The 18,398-nt window shown below is 67.7% G+C and carries 21 protein-coding genes; all 21 read right to left on the reverse strand.

Annotation, left to right across the window (positions count from 1 at the left end):
- Positions 1-13: 13 nt before the first annotated feature.
- Positions 14-532 carry a hypothetical protein gene (locus tag IU452_RS34200; protein ID WP_195113389.1) on the reverse strand — a complete coding sequence of 173 codons (519 nt, stop codon included), beginning with the start codon at positions 530-532 and terminating at the stop codon, positions 14-16.
- 48 nt (positions 533-580) lie between these two features.
- Complete coding sequence (locus tag IU452_RS34205; RefSeq protein WP_228819248.1) at positions 581-1,201, reverse strand: HNH endonuclease; 621 nt, start codon at positions 1,199-1,201, stop codon at positions 581-583.
- 264 nt (positions 1,202-1,465) lie between these two features.
- Entirely contained in the window at positions 1,466-1,903 is a 438-nt protein-coding gene (locus IU452_RS34210) for a hypothetical protein (RefSeq protein WP_195113391.1), read from the reverse strand.
- A 186-nt stretch (positions 1,904-2,089) separates the two neighbouring features.
- The gene (locus tag IU452_RS34215; RefSeq protein WP_195113392.1) at positions 2,090-4,300 is read right to left on the reverse strand and encodes a hypothetical protein; all 2,211 of its coding nucleotides are present in this window, start codon (positions 4,298-4,300) and stop codon (positions 2,090-2,092) included.
- Positions 4,297-4,992 carry a hypothetical protein gene (locus IU452_RS34220; protein WP_195113393.1) on the reverse strand — a complete coding sequence of 232 codons (696 nt, stop codon included), beginning with the start codon at positions 4,990-4,992 and terminating at the stop codon, positions 4,297-4,299. The genes IU452_RS34215 and IU452_RS34220 overlap by 4 nt, the downstream gene beginning before the upstream one ends.
- A gap of 24 nt (positions 4,993-5,016) precedes the next feature.
- The gene (locus IU452_RS34225; RefSeq protein ID WP_195113394.1) at positions 5,017-5,919 is read right to left on the reverse strand and encodes a VWA domain-containing protein; all 903 of its coding nucleotides are present in this window, start codon (positions 5,917-5,919) and stop codon (positions 5,017-5,019) included.
- A 117-nt stretch (positions 5,920-6,036) separates the two neighbouring features.
- Positions 6,037-6,315 (reverse strand): hypothetical protein, encoded by a 279-nt coding sequence (locus IU452_RS34230; RefSeq protein ID WP_195113395.1) that lies wholly within the window; start codon positions 6,313-6,315, stop codon positions 6,037-6,039.
- The gene (locus IU452_RS34235) at positions 6,312-6,656 is read right to left on the reverse strand and encodes a hypothetical protein (RefSeq protein WP_195113396.1); all 345 of its coding nucleotides are present in this window, start codon (positions 6,654-6,656) and stop codon (positions 6,312-6,314) included. The genes IU452_RS34230 and IU452_RS34235 overlap by 4 nt, the downstream gene beginning before the upstream one ends.
- A gap of 52 nt (positions 6,657-6,708) precedes the next feature.
- Positions 6,709-7,245 carry a hypothetical protein gene (locus tag IU452_RS34240; protein ID WP_195113397.1) on the reverse strand — a complete coding sequence of 179 codons (537 nt, stop codon included), beginning with the start codon at positions 7,243-7,245 and terminating at the stop codon, positions 6,709-6,711.
- A gap of 35 nt (positions 7,246-7,280) precedes the next feature.
- Positions 7,281-7,577 carry a hypothetical protein gene (locus IU452_RS34245; RefSeq protein WP_195113398.1) on the reverse strand — a complete coding sequence of 99 codons (297 nt, stop codon included), beginning with the start codon at positions 7,575-7,577 and terminating at the stop codon, positions 7,281-7,283.
- A gap of 71 nt (positions 7,578-7,648) precedes the next feature.
- Positions 7,649-8,974, reverse strand: coding sequence for a DUF6745 domain-containing protein (locus tag IU452_RS34250; RefSeq protein WP_195113399.1), 1,326 nt, complete (start codon positions 8,972-8,974; stop codon positions 7,649-7,651).
- Positions 8,974-9,366 carry a hypothetical protein gene (locus tag IU452_RS34255; protein WP_195113400.1) on the reverse strand — a complete coding sequence of 131 codons (393 nt, stop codon included), beginning with the start codon at positions 9,364-9,366 and terminating at the stop codon, positions 8,974-8,976. Before IU452_RS34255 ends, IU452_RS34250 begins: the two co-directional genes overlap by 1 nt.
- Positions 9,367-9,465: 99 nt before the next feature.
- Complete coding sequence (locus IU452_RS34260) at positions 9,466-10,398, reverse strand: DUF5131 family protein (RefSeq protein WP_195113401.1); 933 nt, start codon at positions 10,396-10,398, stop codon at positions 9,466-9,468.
- Between the two features lie 301 nt (positions 10,399-10,699).
- Complete coding sequence (locus IU452_RS34265; RefSeq protein WP_195113402.1) at positions 10,700-11,929, reverse strand: hypothetical protein; 1,230 nt, start codon at positions 11,927-11,929, stop codon at positions 10,700-10,702.
- Positions 11,901-12,311, reverse strand: a complete 411-nt coding sequence (locus IU452_RS34270; protein WP_195113403.1) for a hypothetical protein — start codon at positions 12,309-12,311, stop codon at positions 11,901-11,903. The genes IU452_RS34265 and IU452_RS34270 overlap by 29 nt, the downstream gene beginning before the upstream one ends.
- A gap of 188 nt (positions 12,312-12,499) precedes the next feature.
- Positions 12,500-12,823: a hypothetical protein gene (locus IU452_RS34275; RefSeq protein ID WP_195113404.1), complete on the reverse strand. Its 324-nt coding sequence runs from the start codon at positions 12,821-12,823 to the stop codon at positions 12,500-12,502.
- 476 nt (positions 12,824-13,299) lie between these two features.
- Complete coding sequence (locus IU452_RS34280) at positions 13,300-13,830, reverse strand: DUF1643 domain-containing protein (RefSeq protein ID WP_195113405.1); 531 nt, start codon at positions 13,828-13,830, stop codon at positions 13,300-13,302.
- A gap of 10 nt (positions 13,831-13,840) precedes the next feature.
- Complete coding sequence (locus IU452_RS34285; protein ID WP_195113406.1) at positions 13,841-14,170, reverse strand: hypothetical protein; 330 nt, start codon at positions 14,168-14,170, stop codon at positions 13,841-13,843.
- 38 nt (positions 14,171-14,208) lie between these two features.
- Entirely contained in the window at positions 14,209-16,671 is a 2,463-nt protein-coding gene (locus IU452_RS34290; protein WP_195113407.1) for an FtsK/SpoIIIE domain-containing protein, read from the reverse strand.
- A gap of 863 nt (positions 16,672-17,534) precedes the next feature.
- Positions 17,535-17,933 (reverse strand): hypothetical protein, encoded by a 399-nt coding sequence (locus tag IU452_RS34295; protein ID WP_195113408.1) that lies wholly within the window; start codon positions 17,931-17,933, stop codon positions 17,535-17,537.
- Positions 17,930-18,229 (reverse strand): hypothetical protein, encoded by a 300-nt coding sequence (locus tag IU452_RS34300; RefSeq protein ID WP_195113409.1) that lies wholly within the window; start codon positions 18,227-18,229, stop codon positions 17,930-17,932. Before IU452_RS34300 ends, IU452_RS34295 begins: the two co-directional genes overlap by 4 nt.
- Between the last annotated feature and the right edge of the window lie 169 nt (positions 18,230-18,398).

Raw genomic sequence — 18,398 nt, forward strand, 5'->3', positions numbered from 1 at the left:
TCTGCCCGGCGACTCAGGCCAGGTCAGCCGAGACCACCCCTGGGTGTTCGGTCGTGTCGATGGTGATCCGGAAGGTGCGGGTATCTATGCCGTCGGCGATCTCGATGCCCAGAGTGCACACGACGGCATCGCCCTCGGTCGTGGCCGTGAAATGCGTTCGCGCTAAGCCATTGTCGGTCATTCGGCTGGTGTTGTGGAGCACGCGGGCCACACAGTCGGCGATGTGCGTGGTGGTCAGGGCGTCGGCGTCGTGGGGGATGTCGGCGGGTGTCCGGCCACCGGGGGTGTGCGGGGTGGAGACGGCGCAGGGGTCGTGGCGCACGGTGAGAGTGACGGTGCGGTAGCTGGGTGTGTCGTCGGTGATGGTGATGGGCTGGGTGTTCTGGCCGCGGTACGTGGGTTGGGCGAGGATTCGCAGCGAGGTGCCGGGCACGTGCTGGCGGGAGACAGCCTCACCAATGAGATCGGCTGCCGTCGACTCGAGGTCGTGATCGGCAGACGGTTCGGCGGTTCCTGGCGGCTGGTCGGTCATGCTGCGAGCATTCCACGACATACCGACACCCTTGGGCGCCAGATGCGATTACACCAAATTTCCGCCTTTGCTGCGGTTGCACGGGCCGCACAGCAGCTGCAGGTTCTCCTCGGAGGTAGCGCCGCCTTTGGAGACTGGGATGATGTGGTCGAATTGCAGTTCGCTGTTGGATCCGCATTTGCGGCATCGGCCGCCGTCGCGGGCCCAGATGAGCATTTTCAAGTCGTCGGGGATGGCGCCGCGCACGGCGGGTGCCGGTTCGCTCAGCATTGCAACAGTCGTCTGAGCACGGTTGATGGCCGTCTGGCGGCGCTGGTCGCGGGTCACGAGCAGGGCGTGCACAGCCTCGGCGGACAGGCCGTCGTTGTCGACGAACCATCGGCCGGCGAACCGCCAGTACTGGCGTTCGCCGATGATGCCGAACAGAACCGGCCAATCATCCGACTGCGCCCACAGCGCGGCGAAGTCATCGACATGGAGACGGTCGAAGGTCTTGAAGACCGACCGGCCCACACGCAGGAAGATCGGCCCGCTCCGGCCGAACAACCGCGGACGATGTGTCACCGCTACGTTCTCGACACGGCGCAGCATCAGCGGCTCCCTCCTTGGAAGCGTTCGGTCGGAGACATGGTGTTCCGATGCAGAGGTCTCATCGCTGGTCCGGCGCAACCTCGCACGGCCACCACACGAGGGTTGTGGTGCATCGACAGTTCTCCACATGCCGCTCCTGTCGACCGTTGACCGATATCGTCTCTATCGGCAGCTCACGCTCGGCGACGACAGGCGTCTGCCCACTGGCTTTGCCGCACGCGGACGACGGTTGCGGGTGACGGTGCCCCTTGGGCTGGGTGACGGTCACCATCGGGATCCTCACGGGAAGAGCGTTGTGGCAGTGGACAGTTCGCTGGATGTGCCGCAGACTTCCGGTGATCCTTACCGCAGCCCATCCAGGTCGGCCAACCCTGTTCGTGATGCCGCGATCCGGTCTCGGAACTGGTCACGCACGGAACCCTCAAGTAGATGCCGAAAGTCCTGCATCGCATGCTTGGGGCGGGCGGTCTGCCGGACCTGCTCCCAGGGGATGGTGACCTCGCAGCGCGGGCACACGGCCGCAATGGGCAGCGGCTGGTCGTCGGTGAACCGCGCATACAACACTGCGCCGCACTCGCACACAAGATCGGTCGAGGCGTGAAACGGTGCATACTTGCGGCCCTGCCTGATGAGCGCGGCCAGGGCCTCCTGGACCAGGGATTCCCCGAAGTGGCGCTCCAGGGGATCAGGGGCGGCGGCGCCGACGTGCGAGACCTCGTCGATCACGAGCCGGAACAGCGGAGGCTTCTGCAGCATCGGCAGGTTGTCGGGAGTAGTCATCAGGAACTTTCCATAGCGGTCACGGTGGTTCTGCAGGTATTTCACGGCTTCCACCGGCAGGGCGCCGGAGGTTTGAGTGGCGGGACTGCACCGGCAGCTGGTGCAGTCCCGGGAGGTTTCGGTCGCACCTATCACCCCCTAACACGACCAGCATACGTTCTTTTGCATTATGGCTCAACATGTTTGTCAGTTGAACTCGTAGGCGTTGCGGCCGATGCGGAACTGGTGACCACCCGGGCGGGTATCTCGGCAGGCGACCGTGTCGCCGGTGCTGGTGCAGGTGTAGGGACCCGCGGTCGTCGTGGCGCCGTCGGCGAGAACAGTCGCCTCCGGGTCGGCGACCGGAGGCGTGCACGTGAAGCCGACCGTGGTGGCGGTGAGCGTCAGGGTCCGGCCCCAGCCGGGCTCGGTGCAGCCCGGCGGCACCGGCGGCGGAGTGTAATCGACTTCGCCGGTGTCGCAGCGGATTCCGGCGTCGACACCGCTCGCGGTGAGGCGGCAGGCCACGGTGTGGGAGGCGTTCTGGAATGTCACCGGATCGGTGGATGTCGTGCGGTGGCGCAGAATCAGCAGCCCGAGCAACACCGCGACGAGGAGGATCAGCACGCCGACAGACGCGAGGTTGTTTCGGCGACGTCGATGCGACCGCCCCGCCGGTCGGCGGGATGGCACGGGAACGGCTTGGGGGCGGGGCCGGGGTAGGTGCTCTCGCCGATACTTCGGCGGCACCAGAGGGGGTGACCGATGCGGGGACGGCGATGGGATCACCGGTGTCGACGGAGCAGGCGATGGTGGTGTGGGGATCGGAGCGGGTGTGGCAGCTGTGGCTGGTGGCGGGGTGGTCGGGAAGTTCTTGTACAGGTTGTGCAGGCCGGCGGCGCGGGCCGCCGCCCGACCGGCGGGATCGGTGGGCGTCGCAGCCGATTGCGGCGGCGCAGCGGCGGGACCCGCAGGGGTGTGGGTCGACGGTGCTGCGGTGCTGCGGGGCTGCGGTGGCTGCGGGGTCGCCGCAGGGCGGCGGGGGGTGGCGGGTGTGCCGCGGTTGGCGGCGGCCGCGGTCAAGGCGGCGACCTTGTCGGAGGGGAGGTTACGCAGCAGTCCGGCGCGGGGAAGCTCGATCTGCGGGACCAGTAACCCCTTGTATTCGTAGAGCACGATGGTGCCGGTGATGCTGACCCGCCAGCCGTGCAGCTTTCGCAGCACGCGTTTGTTGTTGCGGGTGTATTCGCCGTACCCGGAGAACAGTGCCGCCGCGACGGCGTCGTAGCCGACGATGGTGAAGTCGCCGTTCTCGTAGTTGCCAAGGTTGATCAGCGCCACGTCGCGGCCGCCGCGGCCTTTGGTGACGGAGGCGAATCGAATGGTGCCGAACACGGTGACGGTCTGACCTTGGAGGCGGCGCAGGCGGTCGACTTCGTGGGCGGGAATAACGTCGCCGGTGACGGCGGACCCGGTTGCGACGGGCGCGGCGGGCACGGACACGGCCCTGCCGGCGAGCGCGGCCGGCACGTGGTCGTAGTCGACCTGGCAGGCGCGTTGCAGTCGGTTGGCCGCCTCCGCGACGTCCGGGATCGTGGCGAGCTCGGCGAACACGGCCGAGTTGACGGGGTCGACGAAGTCGGCGGCGGTGAAGATCAGGTTTTCGCCGGTGCCGCCGTAGTCGTCCCACAGGTCGGGGCGGTGCTGCAGGGCGCGCAGGGACAGGTCGATAACCGCGGCGGAGAATGCGTCGATGTCGGCGTCGTAGCGGGTCCCGCGGCCGGGGTGCTGGTAGTTGCGGTGGCCTTGTTCGATGGCCTGCAGGTGCGGTTTGCCGGCGAACGCCGGAAGGTACATGCCGTCGTAGTCGATCAGCCGGATCGACAGGTCGTCGCCGACGAGGATGTTGCCGTGCTGCAGGTCGCCGTGGGCGGCACCGTGCTGGCGCAGGGCGGCGACAGCGGAGGCGATGGCGGTGCGCACGGTGTCGATGGCGGCTGGGTCGCGGCGCGGGTCCTCGATCCAGTCCTCGACCCATACGCCCAGTGTTTCGCCGTCGGCCCACTGCATGCGTACGATCGGAAATCGGTTACCGCCCACCGTGATGCCGTCGTCCTGGTACACCACGTCGATGAGGCAGTCGAGGTCGGGATGGGTGGCGACGAAGTCGCCGATGTGGCGGTAGCGTTCGGGCAGGTTGCGGTCGTCCTGACCTTGTTTGTGGAAACAGCGCACCGCGTATGGGTCGCCGGTCGCGGTCTGGATCTTGAAGGTGGCGGCGAATCCACCGCTGGCCACCGACGGCATGCCCTGGGCGTTGAGGACCGGTCGCCCCGTGCGCAGCAAGTCGACCGTCGCGAACGCATGGCGCGGGGTCTGGACCGCGCGTTGATATTCCAGCAGGCTCGGCAGTCTCATACGTGCACCAGCAAGAGGGTTGTGTCGTCGTTGTCGAGTCCGTCGCCGGCACGGGCGGCAGCGACCCAGTCGGAGAAGCCGTCGGTGAGCGCGGCACTCAGGTCGACGGCCGTGTCGTTGTGGTGGTGGCGGAGCAGGTATTTCGCCAGCGCGTCGGTGGCCAGGACGAACCGGTCGTCGGTGTGGTACGCGCCGTCGGTGCGCCATACCGCGGCGTGGTGGGATTCGTCCCCGGCTCGGGTGGTGATCAGTGCCGGGTCGCGGCCGAACTGGTCGGGCCGCTGAAGCGGGCCCGCGGTCAGCAACCGCCCGGCACGAAGGTGCAGCAGGCAGGCGTCACCGATGGCGCAACATCGGTAGCGCCGCTGGTCTTCGTCCAGTTCGAGTCCGACGAAGGTGGCGGCGCCACCGAGCTGGAGTTTCGCGACCGCGTGCCAGGGCAGGTCGGGCAGGTCGACCTCGGTCTGCCATTGGGTGCGCAGGCGCGGCAGCACGGTGGGGTCGAAGGGGTCGAGATGGTCCTCGACGAAGGCGCGCACCAGGATGTCTGCCCACACCTCGGCGCGGGCGGAGGTGGCCGCACCGTCGGCGACGGCGAAGCGCCGCACTCCTGCTGCGGCACGATCGTCGTTTTCTCCCGGGTCTCGGCCGGCCTTGGGCACCCACCCGATGTGCGCCGACGCGCTCGGCATCGTCACCCCTTCCCTGCGCACGGTTCAGATGGCCTCGGGGCGATCCACCGCCGAGGCGTCGCTGCCGTTGGCGCCGTCGGTGAGGTCCTTGAGCCCGGTGGGGGTGACGGCGCGGGTGCCGATGTCGAGGAAATCGATCACCATCGCCGCATCCGCGTTGTAGAGGAATCCGCGCGACCCGGATTGCACCGGATATTTCATCGAGGCGGCGGCCTCAAGCATCGCCGGCGGCAGCGGGCTCGACATCTCGAACAGCATGCGCGCGTTCGGATCGGTCATTCCGGCGTCGGAGTTCGGGAAGATCACCGGCTGGCTGACGGCACCGGACAGGTGCAGGTTGAACACGAGGGCTTCGCCGTCGTCGGTGCCCAGGGCGCGGATGCGGGCGGCGATCTCGCAGGGATCGCCGTCGGTGCTCGCCCCGTCGGTCACGTTGATCACGATCGGCGGGAAGCTGCTGGGATGCTCCGCACACCAGGTCGCGATCACCGGTTCCACCTGGCTGAACGCGGACACCATGGGGGTGGCGCCATCGGCGATCGGGTCGACCCATACCGGCATCTGCTGCTGTTCCTCGATCACGCCGCCAGCGCCGTCGGGCACACGGCGGCTCACAGTGTCGACCCGGCGAGGATTGTTGGCGACCTCGTCCACCGGCAGGATCGGGCGAGTGCGCTCGGCGCCGTGCAGGATCGGGCCCGTTCCCGCGCCGTAGCCGAACACACCGACCTCGAAGTAGTTGTAGATCTTTTCGCCACCCTTGCTGCACAACAGCACCGCGTTGCCGAGCAGATTGTTCACCGCTGCCGCCAGCGCGTCGGCCTTGGAGCCACCGGAGCGGCCCCAGGGTTCCGACATCGAGAACGACTGGTCGACCAGCAATGCCAGCAGCGCCGGCTGTTTACGGTTGATCTCCGCGGAATACATTGATTACCACCCCTGTTCGTTGCTTTCCCTGCGCCCACCCGGACGGGTTGGGCATGTGGGTTTACTGTAGATGTGGGCACCGACACACTTGGGTGCCATTGAATCCTTCAGGGGCTCTTACTGTTTCGGTGTGTTGCTGCCCTCCGTGTGGTTTGCGTCCTCGATGAGACCGAGTCGTCGGCCGACGGACAGGTGGTCGCGCAGGCGTGCGCGGTATGCGGTGAGGATCAGCCCGTTTACGACAGGACCGTTCCGGTCGAAGGCGGCCAACGAGCACGACGCTGGCAGCCGTAGTTCGGCGGCGTCGGAAGGCAGGTTGCTGTCCCTGCCGCGCACCCGCACCCAGCGGCGACCGATCCGCGCCCGCGACCGCAGCGCGGGCTTGCGGCCGGTCACCGCTCCGAATCCTTGTCGAAGGGGCTGCATTCACCCCTGCGGTGTTCCCACTGCTGTAGACGGGTCTCGAAGCGGCGACGGCGGCGAGCCGACCCGTAACGGCGCTCGTGTCGCAACCACCCGCAGATTGCGGTCGCCCCCATCCAGGCGGCCGCCCATTCGCCGCGGGCAACGAGCAGATCGAACCGGCGTACCGCATTCCGGTAGTCATGCTCGGACGCCACAGCAAACGGCCGCAACGGATCACGATACGTCTCACGCAACCGATCCCACACGATCGCTCCGAAGAACACCGCGGCCATCCCCACGAGAATGGCCACCGCTTGAATCACGTTCGTCACCGGTTCACCTCCGCTTCCCATTCCCACTCGTCCCTGTCCTCCGAGAACGCGTTCATTGGTCCACCTCAACCGGGCCGAGCGTGGCGGGGTCGATGGTTTCCCACTCGCCGATATCGGTCAGCGTCCGATAGATGCGCCGCCACACGGCAACCGTGCGGCCCACGGCGGTGTACTCGTCCCGGAACCGGCGAATCCGGTCGACGTCGAAAGTCTCCGGAGCTTGGGTCGGCCCCATCGCATGACCAGGCCCGACGACCGCCCACCCAGGCCGCGTCGGGTCCGGGCTGCCGAGATTCGGTGACTCGGCCCGGTATTCGGCCCACCCGACCGGGTGGCCCTCGGCAGCGTCGGCCGCGGCCAGCAAGGAAACGGCCAGGCGGCGCGCGGCGGCCGGGGTCAGCTCCGGATCGGAACCGAGCACAGTGTTGACACTCAGGATCACAGGACGACGACAGTCGTCGTCCTGTGGCAGCGCCCCCACAGTTACCGCGTCGACCGCCCACGATCCCCAGACCGCGCCCCCGTCGCTGGTGTCGGTCGGCACCGGGCGATCGGCGGCGGCGAACGTGCGGACTGCGGTGTCGGACATGGAGATTCCTTCCTCCTCATGGTGGTGCTGATCGGTCATGGCGCTATGCCCTTCCCCTCGAATAATGCGGCGAACCGGGTGACCTCGGCGAGGTAGTCGGCCCGCTCGCCCGCCCGGTGGTCGGGAACCAGGCGCATCGGCTCACCGCAGGACACCCCGATAGCTTCCGCACGGGTCGCGGCATCGGAGCACGGCGCAACCTGTTGGCCGCGGGCTCGCCAGCCGCTCGGCCAGATCGCACGGCGCGCGTCCCGCTGCTCGCATCGGGGTGTAGCGGGTCGTTTCTGCCCATGCACATGGGCGGAACGGCCCGAGATGGCAGCGGTGGGCATGCGGCGTCCTTGGTTGCGCGGCTTTGGGTTTCTGTAATTCGAACGCCAGTTAGGTGGGGCCGTAGGTGCGTTCACACGCGAATCTGCATGCGGCGGTAGGTCTTCACCGACACCCCGTACATGTCTGCGGCGGCCGCGACGGGATCGCTGTGTGTGGCCCGCACCAGCAGCCCGTAGCGACGGCGCGTGCCGTCACGTTCGGCGGTGCCGTTGGTGCACAACAACACTCGAGCCGCGATGCGCCGCCCTTCCTGGACCGGTTGTAGCCGCTTGGGCAGGTCGAACAATTGCAGTGTGTGCGGTGGGTTGCCGGGGTCGGGGACCGGTGGCCCGACCGGGGCCAGATGTGCCTGTGCGATGAGCTCGGGCCAGCCCATACGTTCGATGAGGCACCGGCGGACTTCGGTGTTGCGCTCGCACATGATCCGTTCGACCGTGACCGGCCGCTCTATCGCCGTGGCCGGCACGCAACGGCCCCTCCACCAGTGCTGGGCGATGCCGTCGGCGAACTCGAGCGCCGGGCCGGGATCACCGTGCAGCAGGCCTTCCTTGTTCGTGCGCAGGATGGTCGGGTTCTGCGCCAGCACCGCCACCGCCGGAAACAGGTGGGCGTAGCTGACGGCACCGATCACCGTGCCGACGTCGCGGGCGTGCGCGACTGCAGCCGGGGAACCGATCAGTGACCCCATGATCCAGCTGGCGATCTGGGCGGGGGCCAGGTCGAGCGCATACATCGGCCGCGGATGCGGCCAGCTGATGGGCGCGGGGTCTCGCCCGAACTCTCTGCAGACCAATTCGGCACACCGGTGCCACCGAATGCGCTGCCCGGTGAACCGCGTGATCCATGACTGCAGTTCGTCGGTCTCCCCCGCCAGTGAGTAGGACGTGGTCGCGGTCACGCGGGCAGCCGGCGTGAACCACAGGTCCAACCGGCCGGGCACCGCGGTCACCGGGCCGAAGACGCCGGACAAGCGCACCACCCGTGCCAAGTGCGGATCGGACATCATCCGGCGGGCACGATCGCGCCAAGGGATGTCGGTGGGCACACCGTCCAGTCGCCGCGTTTCAGCCCAGAACTCCGGATCGACCTGACGCTCCAGTCCTGCGCGATAGCGATCACGCAGGTCCTGCGACAGTCGGCTCTGAAGCGTTCGGGCGCCGCCGCCGTCCATGATGAGGTCGACGGTGTACTGGGCGGCCACGGGCGAGTCGGTCCAGACCACCCAGCGCGGCGCCGACCAGCCCGCACTGCTGTAGAGGCGGGCCAAGGCCTGTTCGACTGCGGGCTGGTCCGGCCGTTGGGTGGAGTACATCCGCTGCGTCCAGGTAGCGACATGGGACCGCACCCGGTCCCGGATCGCCTGCGGCAACGGCTCAATCGTCGTGTCGGTGTCCATCAGTCGGCCACCAACTGCCAGTCGCGATCGGTGAACTCGCGCTGCCTCGCGAGCCGGTAGGTGCCGGGCGCGATCTCCAGGGTTCCGTGCTCGGGATGCATCAAGAACGCGCTCGAGCCACGAGGCACCGTCAGGATGCCCAATTTCAGCCCTACCGCCTCTTCCCAGAAGCACTCGCCCTCCGGGTGCAACGTGTGCGGGTGCCCGCCGAACTCGCCGCCAACCACCGTGACTTCCGGCGGCATCGGCATGCGGGCCCGCTTGACCTTCGCCGGGGAGATCAGAACGTCACCCTGTGCCGCCACCCCGGTCACGACCGGAATGTCCAGGCCTGCAGCGAGGGCAGGGCTGACGGCAGTAGGCGACGCGGGTACTGCGCCAGTAGTGGTCATGAGGATCGCCTTTCTGAATGCTTCATTGCCACATGCGTTTCCGGTCGCCAGGGGTGAGCCTCCCCGGCTGCGGACATCGGATCGGTGACGGGGCGCACGCTACTGGGCCCTGCCGTCAACGGAGTGCGGTTCGGTTCCCGTGGTCTGGGGGATGGGAAATTGCTGAGGGAACGGTTCGGGCCATTCGCGGGGGTTGTCACCCGGCGGCGTAATCCCCCATTCGTGGGCCAGCAGTGTTCCGGTTTGCTTGAAAAAGCAGGCGGTGGCGGTGGTTCGACACTGCTCGATCAGGTCTCGCGTCCACTGTGGGTCCATGCGGGTGATGCGGGTGATCGGTCCCGATTCCCCGCCGACGATCACCCAGTCCAGTCCCGCCGGGCCAGTGCCGAGGAAGCGACGCAGGTCGATCTGGGTGAGCAGGGGTTCTGCCGACACGAATCGGACGACGGCCGGGGTGCGCACCAGTTGCGGGATCCGCAGCTCGACGGTGTGCTGATCCTCGGTCGACACGCCGAGCCACACGTTGTCCAGCGGCCACCGTGTCGACGGCCGATCGGCGGCGTCCTGAATCAAGGTGGGGCGGTTGAGGGTTCGCGGCAAGGTCGCCCATTCGTCGTCGACGAGCTCGCGGAACTCCGCGCTGGTCATCAACGCCCGCATCCGGGCCGGTCGTTTGGTCGGGATCTGGAAGGTGTGCCATCGAGCAGTGGCCATCACAGCCCAGGCTCGGGCGATGTAGCTGTCGGGGTAAGCGTCGTGGAAGGTGTCGGTGAGGCTGTTGAGGAAGATCCGGCGCGGCTTTCGCCAGCGCAGCGGCTGCGCCAGCCGTTCAGGGTGCTGCACGATCGGCAGACTCGCACCGATTCCTGGGCCGTCGAAGCGTCTGTGCGCGATGCGCAACGGCGCGGTTCTCTCGATGTAGCAGTTGAGGCAGCCGGCGCTGACACGGGTGCACCCGCTGCCCAGGTTGAGGGTGGAACCCGGGCGGCCGTCGTCGCTGAAGGTCCACCCGATATGTGTTATCGCAGCCATGGATTCAGTCCTGGAGGTGCAAGGGGAGCGGTAGGCGATCGCCCGGCCCGACTGTGGGGGCCGGTCGGATGTGCAGATGTGTGCTGGTAGTCCCGCCTTTCAACAGGTCGTGCCGTGGCCGCCTGGCGAGCGCGGGGCTTGGTTGAGTGCGACAAGTCGCACGCACCTTTTCATGACGGGGTTGGCAGCGAGATGGTTGGTCTCGCCGGTTCTGGACAACTAACAGGTTATTGCACGCTGCAGCATCGCAGCAAGAACTGTGTCCCCACCGCCCGCGCAGTCGGCGCAAGGGATGTGCGGTTCAGCCTCGGGGTCGAACAGCTTCCAGTGCAGGAAATTGCGGGCAGATGGCGAGGTTACCCAGAACGGCCGTGCCGCGCAGGTATTCGATCTGGGCGTGTAGGCCAGCCTCGATGTCGGCCAGCTCCTCGGTCAGTTCGGTGATGCGTGCGGTGGCCAGTTCGGTGCGAGCCAACTCGGCGCTCAGGCTGTGGGTGGCATCGCGCAGACCTTGTACCGCGGCCAGATTGGCCAACATGCTCTCCATCGGTCTCAGGCCTGCCCGGTACCGGTAGAGCGCCGCGAGGCGATCGAGCAGGGCCTGGTGGACCTCGTCGAGCAGGGACGTGATCTGGTCGCTGGCCCGCCGGGTGCGGGCCGCGTCGGCAGTGCCGTCGTCGACCACGTCCACCGCCGATTTCCGACGGGCGTCAGCCAACTCGTGGGCGGTCCAGGCGATCTGGTGGAGTTCGGTGTCGAGATCGAGCCGGATTCGGTGATCGTCGAGCGCGGGGTTCGTCCACGCCGGTGAGCGGCGGATCTCCTCGGCTACTTCTTCGGCCACCACCAGCAGCGCCGCCTCATCGGGCAGGGAGCGGCGACGGCGGATTTGCCGGGGCCAATCGAACGATCTCACCGTCACCTGCTCGATCCGGCGGCGCTCCCGCGCTGTCAGAAGCGGAACCCCCGTGGAGCGGCGAAATTGCCGGCGGTCGTACACCACTCTGCCGGTGGCCAGCGCCAGGGTTGTGAGCATGAGAAACACCACGTAGGCGGCGAGCCCCATCAACGAGACCCCCGCGTACCACAAGGCAGCGAACGGAAAGCCGACCACAAGACAGACCGGTCCTCCTAGCACCAGAAGAAGGAACTCATCGGACCGCGTCCTCGCGTGGGTGCCAGGTTCCAGGTCGCTGACGGGATATCCATGGTCACGGCGTAAGCGCACCTTGCCCGCGGTTCGCCGGGGCAGCCTGTCGACGTCCAGCTCTGTGTAGTCGCCCAATCGCCAGCGCCCGTCAGCGAGCACCTCGGCGACCCGGGTGGCGACGACGTCGGCCCACGCAGCGGATCCATCTTCCGGAACGGGGTTCCGCGTCACGGCGGCGAGGTGGTCGTTCATGATCGTGCGCTTCTTTCCTTGATCCCAAGAGCGGGCTACCGGATCGGCATACATCATGTTAACGCCTTTTGCACTATCGTTTAATGTTGCTTTCGGCCCGTCACTGCATTGTGGACTGCCGCGCCGCATACCAGGCGCCGCTGGTCTCCCAGTCGGCTGGTGCCGATTTGCCGCGATCGAGCAGGGCCTGCAGGCCATCGGCTTCGGCGCGATTCCCAGAGGCTTGCGCCTGGCGCACATACCCCTGGATCAACCGCCGCAGTCCGCGGTCGGTGATCAACCGGCGGCCGTCCTCGGTGTAGCGGAATCCGTCCCGAGACTCCTGCAGCCTGTCCTGGGCGTTGTCCGGGGTCACCCGGGCTCGCCGCCACCTCGGCGTCTCCGCGACCCGCGTCCACAGCGCGTCCACGACATCCCGCGCCACATCGTCCGACAAGGATCCGGCCAGGATGGCCTTCTTCAGCAACCGTTCGTCACGACGGCGGCGAACAATCTCCAGCGGTGATTCCACAACGCACTCCTCCCTGTGAGAAGTATCGGTCTCGGCCGAAACCCGGCGTCCGGATCGAACGCTACTTGCCGGCACCGTCGTCGGGTGGCCGATCCGTCGCCACCGCAATCACGGCACGCGTCGCCGATGGCAGTGAGCGCTCCTGGCGAGGTAAGGGGCGGATCGGCGCGGGAATCCGCCCGGCGTGGTCATTCGCCGCCGCGGGTGATGACGTCAGTCACTTTCCTGGGGTGGTCGACCAACTGGTGGGCGTAGGCGCGAGCGCTGCGCAGGTCGAAGCAGCCCCAGGACCGCAGCCACAGGATCCAGCTCACGCGTTTGGCGAAGCGCCACAACCGCACCCACCACGGCAGGCGATTCTGGTCTTCCCTGGTGGGCGCTTCGGTGTTCGTTGCGGCCGGTTGGTCCTCGCCGGGGCACGGGACGAGGTGCAGGTTCGGTGTCGTTGGCGATCGCCGCCCATCGCCGCGGGGGGTACCGATGCCTTCGGGATTGACGATGCGGTCCGGCATGCCGAGTTCCTTTCTGGTGGGGCGGGTTCGGATGGGCAGGTCCAGTTCCGGTGTGGCTGCGGCCCCGCCGGCCACGCGGAACGAGTAACAGGCGGGTCCGGGCGACGAATTCGCGGGTGGCCGGGGGCGACGTCCGTCGCCACCGTAATCACGTCGCGTTACCGCTAGCGGTGTCCGCGACCGCCGCACGACTCCATGCAGGGCACGTGGGTGATTCAGCCGCGGCCTGGACGGCACGCCCTCCTGCCATGTGTAGCCACCGCTCGATCGGGGCATGGTCCTGACTGCCGCGGTTCGCAGCCGAGCAGAGGCGCCGATGGTCATGCGGCCGTCCCGTAGTCGATGGAATCCCAGATGTCCAATTGCCGTGGCACGGTGGCGATGTCGGTCAGGAGCCGATCTCGCCACTTCATCGGTCCCCAGATAGAAGACCGGCGCATCCAGTCCGCGACTCGCCCCAGCTGATGTCACGGCACTCACCTCCGTCGGGTGCCGGTCGGCGTCGGCATCAGATCACCCGGTAGATACAGCGGGTGGCGCGGCTGCCCGGCTGCCGTCATCGCCAGCTGGTGCAGCGGGACTCCTTGCCGTGCAAGGCGTTCCATGACGGCGAGCCCGCGATCACCGCCGCGGCTGCCCCACGCGAGTACGGTGAGCTCTTCACGGCCGCAATGCGACAGGTGGTCGTCGTTGTCCGGGCCGACAGGAGCGGGGTGATCGTCGAGTTCGCGGGGGTCGCTGGCCCGCAGCGCATACAGATTGCGGATGACAATTCCGCCGTATCCCCATCCCCGGGCGAAGGCGATGCAGCGGCGGACGGTGGGGTCGTCGACGTCGGCGTCGGCGGTGGATGGGTTCAGCATGATCCAACCGGCGAGCGGGCCGGGCGACCAACGGCGGGTGAGCTCGTACCGGTAGGTGCCGCACGGGCTCAGAATCGCGGACCGATGCTCTTCGACGCCGAACAGATACGGGGGATCGTCTCGGTGGCTCGCCGGGGTGGTCATGCGCGGCCGTTCATCCTCGGTCGCCGGCCGAAAGCCGCCGCTGGATGAGTTTTTCGCGGGTCCGCCACACCCAGCTCGCGGTGCAGACCACCAGCAGTGCCAGGATCACCACGAGGAGAGCCAGGCGGTGGCCATCGAGGCCGGCGACGTTGCCGGGCAGGGTGACCAGGGGCTGCTGGGCGGCGGCGACGAGGATGTGGTGGTCGGCCAGCCACCGCAGCCGAGTGTCGCGCCAGCCCGGCAGCGCGGCGAAAAGGACGGCGAACACGACGATCACCAGGGCGATCGGCAGCAGCACGTCAGCGGCGTGCGATCCTCGGCCGGGGCTACTGGTCGGCATCTACTGCTCCTTCGGGTAGGTTCGGATTCCGTTGCGGTTCAGTCGTATTGGAAGGGGTGGCGGACGGTCAGCTCGTCGTCCTCGGGGACGAGCAGCAATTGGTCGCTGTCGTCGTCGGTGCGGTAGGTGATGGCGATGATGTGCTCGTCGTCGTCCAGCAGGTCCGGGCCGGGTTCGGCGGTGACCACGGCCCAGTCGTCGATGTCCTCGACGAACACCAAGTCGCCGACTTCGACCTCCATCGGTGCGGCAGGCTCCGGGCTGTCGTATTCCTCGTCCCAGGGGTCCGCGTCCCCGCCGTCCCCGGCATCCCCGCTGGTGGTGTCAGCGTCGGTGTCGTCGGCGTCGGTCTCGTCGTCGTACTCGGTGTCGTCGCTGTCGTCGTCCGCGGGCGTGGGGGTAGGCACGACGCGAAGGGCCGGCCGATTCGGGCCGGCGGCGGCCGCGGTCAGCAGGGTGCTCAGGCTCGGCCGACCACCACTTCCGTTGGCTCCGTTGCTGCTACCGTTCCCGTCGCTGCCGTTCCCGTTGCCGCTGGAGACGGTGGGGTCTCCCCACCGAGTGCGCCGGGTCGGGGTCACCAGGAACTCATCGAGACCGATGAGCGTGTAGGTGCGCGGGTGCGCGCCGCGGTTGGCGACCTTCAGGGCCCGCCGCCGCACCGGGTCGTGGTCGGGATAGTCGGCAGCCCACCCCCACGGCGCATTGGCTACCTGCTGATAGCGGGATTTCGGTTGAGCCCGCCGCGGCTGAGGCCGGGCCCCGCGTCGGCGCCGGCCCTGCGGCGCTTCCTCTTCGACCTCGCCTTCCTCGTCCTCGACCGGCGGCAAGATCACCAGGCGCTGGTGGACAGCCTCGGGGGGCCGCAGCCGTTGCAAGTGCTCCCACGCCTCGGTGTCCGGTTTGGTGCGACGCGGATCAGGCGTGTAGAAGCATTGGATTTCGACGGGGACATTGTCATCGGTGACAGCGGTGCCGCGGCCACGGATGCGCGGGATGCTGGTGCCCGTGGTCGGGCTGTTCCACATCATCATGGCGCCCTGCGGGCTCAGCGAGCCGAGCGACACCCGAAGGCGCAGGCTGTCGCGGGTGTCGCCCTTGCCGCGGCCGCCGAAGAAGTCGGCGTCGGGACGCTGCGTGGAGAGCACGACGTGGACACGGGCGCTGCGGCCCTTGCGCACCAGCGAGGCGATCTCGAGCAACGCCGGCGGCTGGGTCCGTTCCCCCTTGACCCGGTTGAGCGCGTACCAGGTTTCGAGATTCGATTTGAAGTCGGCGAACTCGTCGACGACCAGGGCGAACGGTGTGAAGTCGGATTCGTCGGCGCCGTCTTCGATGGCAGCGTACCGCTTCTCCATCTCTTCCCAGGCGCGGTGAATCACCGCGATCTGATGCTCGATCTTCGAAGCGACGATCTGGATGTTGGGCCAATCGCGGAAACCGATGAACTCGGTTCCCTTGCCGTCCACGACCTGAACGATCCAGTTCCGGCCGGCGAGTTCGGTGACGACCGTGTGCACGGCGGCGGTCTTGCCGGTGCCCGTGGCCCCAATGAAGATCACGTGCGGGTCGATCGCCGGACGCCAGCCAAGGACATTGCCGTCCTCGTCTCGGCCGTACGGGATGAAGACATCCTCGTACGGGGTGTGCGGGTCGGCGATCGGCTCCTTCCAGTAGAGCTTCCCGAGCGGCGGGCGCAGCTCGAACAGCACTTTGTCGTGTTCCAGATCCCACTTCGCACGCCAGCGCCCGCCCGGCAGCACGGCCGATAGGGTGCGTTCGATTCGGTCGCGATAACCCGACAACGCGAACCGGCCGCCATCGTCATGGCGGGCGGCGATCCGGGAGATCTCCCCCGTGGCCTCGTCGAACGAGGTTTCCTTATCGTCGATGACCGCGGTGGGGCCGAGGATCTTCAACACCAGGCGTTTCGCACGCGCGACCGGCTCCGGATCGGGCACCGGCAGTGGTGAGCGGTCGATGACGTAGACGAGCTGGCATTTCCGTTCGTCGTGGGCGACGCGCCGATAGCGTCCCCACGCCTGCCCGGACATGATCTCGTCGACCCGGGTCTCCATCTCGGGGTCGAGCCGCCGCCCGGCATCGGGGTAGCGGACGATGATCCGCCCAGGCCGACCGGGATCACGCAGGTTGCGCTCCTGCCAGCACTTCGTCTTCATTACCGCGCGGGTCGGCGGCATCGCCAGCACCCCGCACAACTGTTCCGCGCAACGGTCCACGTCCTGCTCGCGCAAGCGCCGGTGCCGACCGTTGACGGCGACCCCGGCCGCGGCGAGCACCATGCCGGTCACGGTGACCGGGACGCCCCAGCTGTCCATGCCGAGCATCGGGGCGCCGGTCTGCACTCCGGCCGCGCAGAGCAGAACGATCGAGGTGTTGCGGATCCAGGGATGGTGACGCGGCGGCAGCGGCGCCGACCTGCTGTAGGCCGGCGGCGTCAGCTTCACCGACGGCTGCTGCTGCATCACCTGGGTCGTCATCGCAGCGACACCACCCGAAAATGAGTCCTCACAACGCCCCCGGCACCAACGGGAATCACAAGCAGCAGTCGGCCAGCAGCACCCACAGCGGGCCCGGGCAGCCCGCCCTGATGGAGGTAGGCACCGAGTCGAATCCGTGGCACCGCTGACTCCCTTCTGCACTGGGCCTCGAAAGGCTCGTCGCAGGTAGAGAGGTTCGATGTCGGCGTCGGTGTGACGATCACCCGCTCAGGCAGGACTCCCGCCACGACGGCCACCCTCGATCGGACGCGCGGACACGACCGGCGGGCCTGCCGGCCGACAGGCCGCCCACCGGGCACACGTCGAGCTCCGGGTATGGCAGAGTGCGACAATTCGCACACCTTTTCGCGGCGGGGCAGCGAGATGGTTGGTCTCGCCAGGTTCTGGACACAACCAGGTTATTGCACGCTGCAGCATCGCAGCAAAACCCCCGGGCCGCGACGATCGCCAGAGCAACCATGACGGCGCGGCCAAAAACCCGACCCGGTCGCCCGTCTCGCCCGATGACCTGGGAAGTCGAGGCCTCCGAGGGTCTCGTACTGCCACCAACCTCAAGTGGGCCGAGCTGCCTCCTACGGTCCGTGACGGGCTGCTCGCGGCGATCGACAAGCTTGCCGCTCTGGGGCCACGGGACAGGCTTCTCGACGAAAGCTAGACAGCTAGCTAGCTCTCACGCCACAGAGTGGTCCGGTGCTGCCGCTGGAGGTGTTGGTTTCCATGGCGACAGCACCGGTCAACCAGTTGCGGTACTCCGGGTGAGGGCTCGACTACTGCCCTCATCCATCTTCGACGCGGCAATCGCGCATTCGGTTCCCACGAATCCGAGATCACGACGACACAGGTCAGGGACGCATGTCGACGATGTCGACGGGCTGCCCGCGGTAGCGCTGGGGCTCGTAGGTGAACACGACCGCGCTGACCGACCGGGCCTCGTGAACGACGGCCGCGGTCTCCACCGCGACGAGAGTGACTTCTGTTGCCGCAGAGCCGATATCGATTCCGTTCAAGCCCAACGGCAGAACGGTCAGCGGGCTTTCGTGGTCGTAGAGCAGAAACGACAATTCCCGTGCGTCGTGGTCGAGCTCGGCGGCGGCCGCGAGCACCGACACCGCGGAGGTCAGCAGAAGCCGTCCGTCGAGGACGGCGTTGATGACGACGGATTGGGCGCGCCGGGTGACGTCGCGTTCATAGGCCGTGAGGGTGGTGCTGTCGAGGACGATGGTTCCGGCAGCTACGCTCACGCCGTCTCGCCCTGCCGCAGCTGGTCAGCGCGCGCCAGCACTGCACGCGCCTCCACCTGGTTCTTGGCGAACTCGGGCGACTCGGGGTCGATGCCCAGGCGCCGCATGGCGCGCTCGGCGAACTCGTCGCGATGCTCGTAGGCGTGGCGTGCGCCGGGCAGATCCTCGTCGAGCGCGGCGCGCAGCCGGGTGAGCGCGTACTGGTTCTGCGACATCCCCGCCTGCGCCGCGGCGCGCTGCAGCAGGTACTTGTCCGTTTCCGTGAGGCCACGCAACGGGAAGTTCGATGATGTCATGACGTCACTCTACTCGTAGCTGGCCTACACCGTCACCTCCGCCGGCGAACTCAGCATTCCCCGATGTTCGGCGCACGAACGGCGCGTCGCCAGGCTCGAACCGGTCTGCCCGACAATGTCGGAGAGCTGCCGGCTGCGATCCCTTGTCGCTTGCCCGGGTGTTAGGCGA

It is taken from the genome of Nocardia transvalensis (genome assembly GCF_015477765.1).
GTDB classification, from domain to species: Bacteria; Actinomycetota; Actinomycetes; order Mycobacteriales; family Mycobacteriaceae; genus Nocardia; species Nocardia transvalensis_A.

What these genes read in the sequence shown, in the direction of transcription:
- IU452_RS34200 (WP_195113389.1), bottom strand. Translation starts at nt 532, where the DNA reads ATGACCGACCAGCCGCCAGGAACCGCCGAACCGTCTGCCGATCACGAC.
- IU452_RS34210 (WP_195113391.1), bottom strand. Translation starts at nt 1,903, where the DNA reads ATGACTACTCCCGACAACCTGCCGATGCTGCAGAAGCCTCCGCTGTTC.
- IU452_RS34215 (WP_195113392.1), bottom strand. Translation starts at nt 4,300, where the DNA reads ATGAGACTGCCGAGCCTGCTGGAATATCAACGCGCGGTCCAGACCCCG.
- IU452_RS34220 (WP_195113393.1), bottom strand. Translation starts at nt 4,992, where the DNA reads ATGCCGAGCGCGTCGGCGCACATCGGGTGGGTGCCCAAGGCCGGCCGA.
- IU452_RS34225 (WP_195113394.1), bottom strand. Translation starts at nt 5,919, where the DNA reads ATGTATTCCGCGGAGATCAACCGTAAACAGCCGGCGCTGCTGGCATTG.
- IU452_RS34240 (WP_195113397.1), bottom strand. Translation starts at nt 7,245, where the DNA reads ATGTCCGACACCGCAGTCCGCACGTTCGCCGCCGCCGATCGCCCGGTG.
- IU452_RS34245 (WP_195113398.1), bottom strand. Translation starts at nt 7,577, where the DNA reads ATGCCCACCGCTGCCATCTCGGGCCGTTCCGCCCATGTGCATGGGCAG.
- IU452_RS34250 (WP_195113399.1), bottom strand. Translation starts at nt 8,974, where the DNA reads ATGGACACCGACACGACGATTGAGCCGTTGCCGCAGGCGATCCGGGAC.
- IU452_RS34255 (WP_195113400.1), bottom strand. Translation starts at nt 9,366, where the DNA reads ATGACCACTACTGGCGCAGTACCCGCGTCGCCTACTGCCGTCAGCCCT.
- IU452_RS34260 (WP_195113401.1), bottom strand. Translation starts at nt 10,398, where the DNA reads ATGGCTGCGATAACACATATCGGGTGGACCTTCAGCGACGACGGCCGC.
- IU452_RS34265 (WP_195113402.1), bottom strand. Translation starts at nt 11,929, where the DNA reads ATGCGGCGCGGCAGTCCACAATGCAGTGACGGGCCGAAAGCAACATTA.
- IU452_RS34275 (WP_195113404.1), bottom strand. Translation starts at nt 12,823, where the DNA reads ATGCCGGACCGCATCGTCAATCCCGAAGGCATCGGTACCCCCCGCGGC.
- IU452_RS34280 (WP_195113405.1), bottom strand. Translation starts at nt 13,830, where the DNA reads ATGACCACCCCGGCGAGCCACCGAGACGATCCCCCGTATCTGTTCGGC.
- IU452_RS34285 (WP_195113406.1), bottom strand. Translation starts at nt 14,170, where the DNA reads ATGCCGACCAGTAGCCCCGGCCGAGGATCGCACGCCGCTGACGTGCTG.
- IU452_RS34290 (WP_195113407.1), bottom strand. Translation starts at nt 16,671, where the DNA reads ATGACGACCCAGGTGATGCAGCAGCAGCCGTCGGTGAAGCTGACGCCG.
- IU452_RS34300 (WP_195113409.1), bottom strand. Translation starts at nt 18,229, where the DNA reads ATGACATCATCGAACTTCCCGTTGCGTGGCCTCACGGAAACGGACAAG.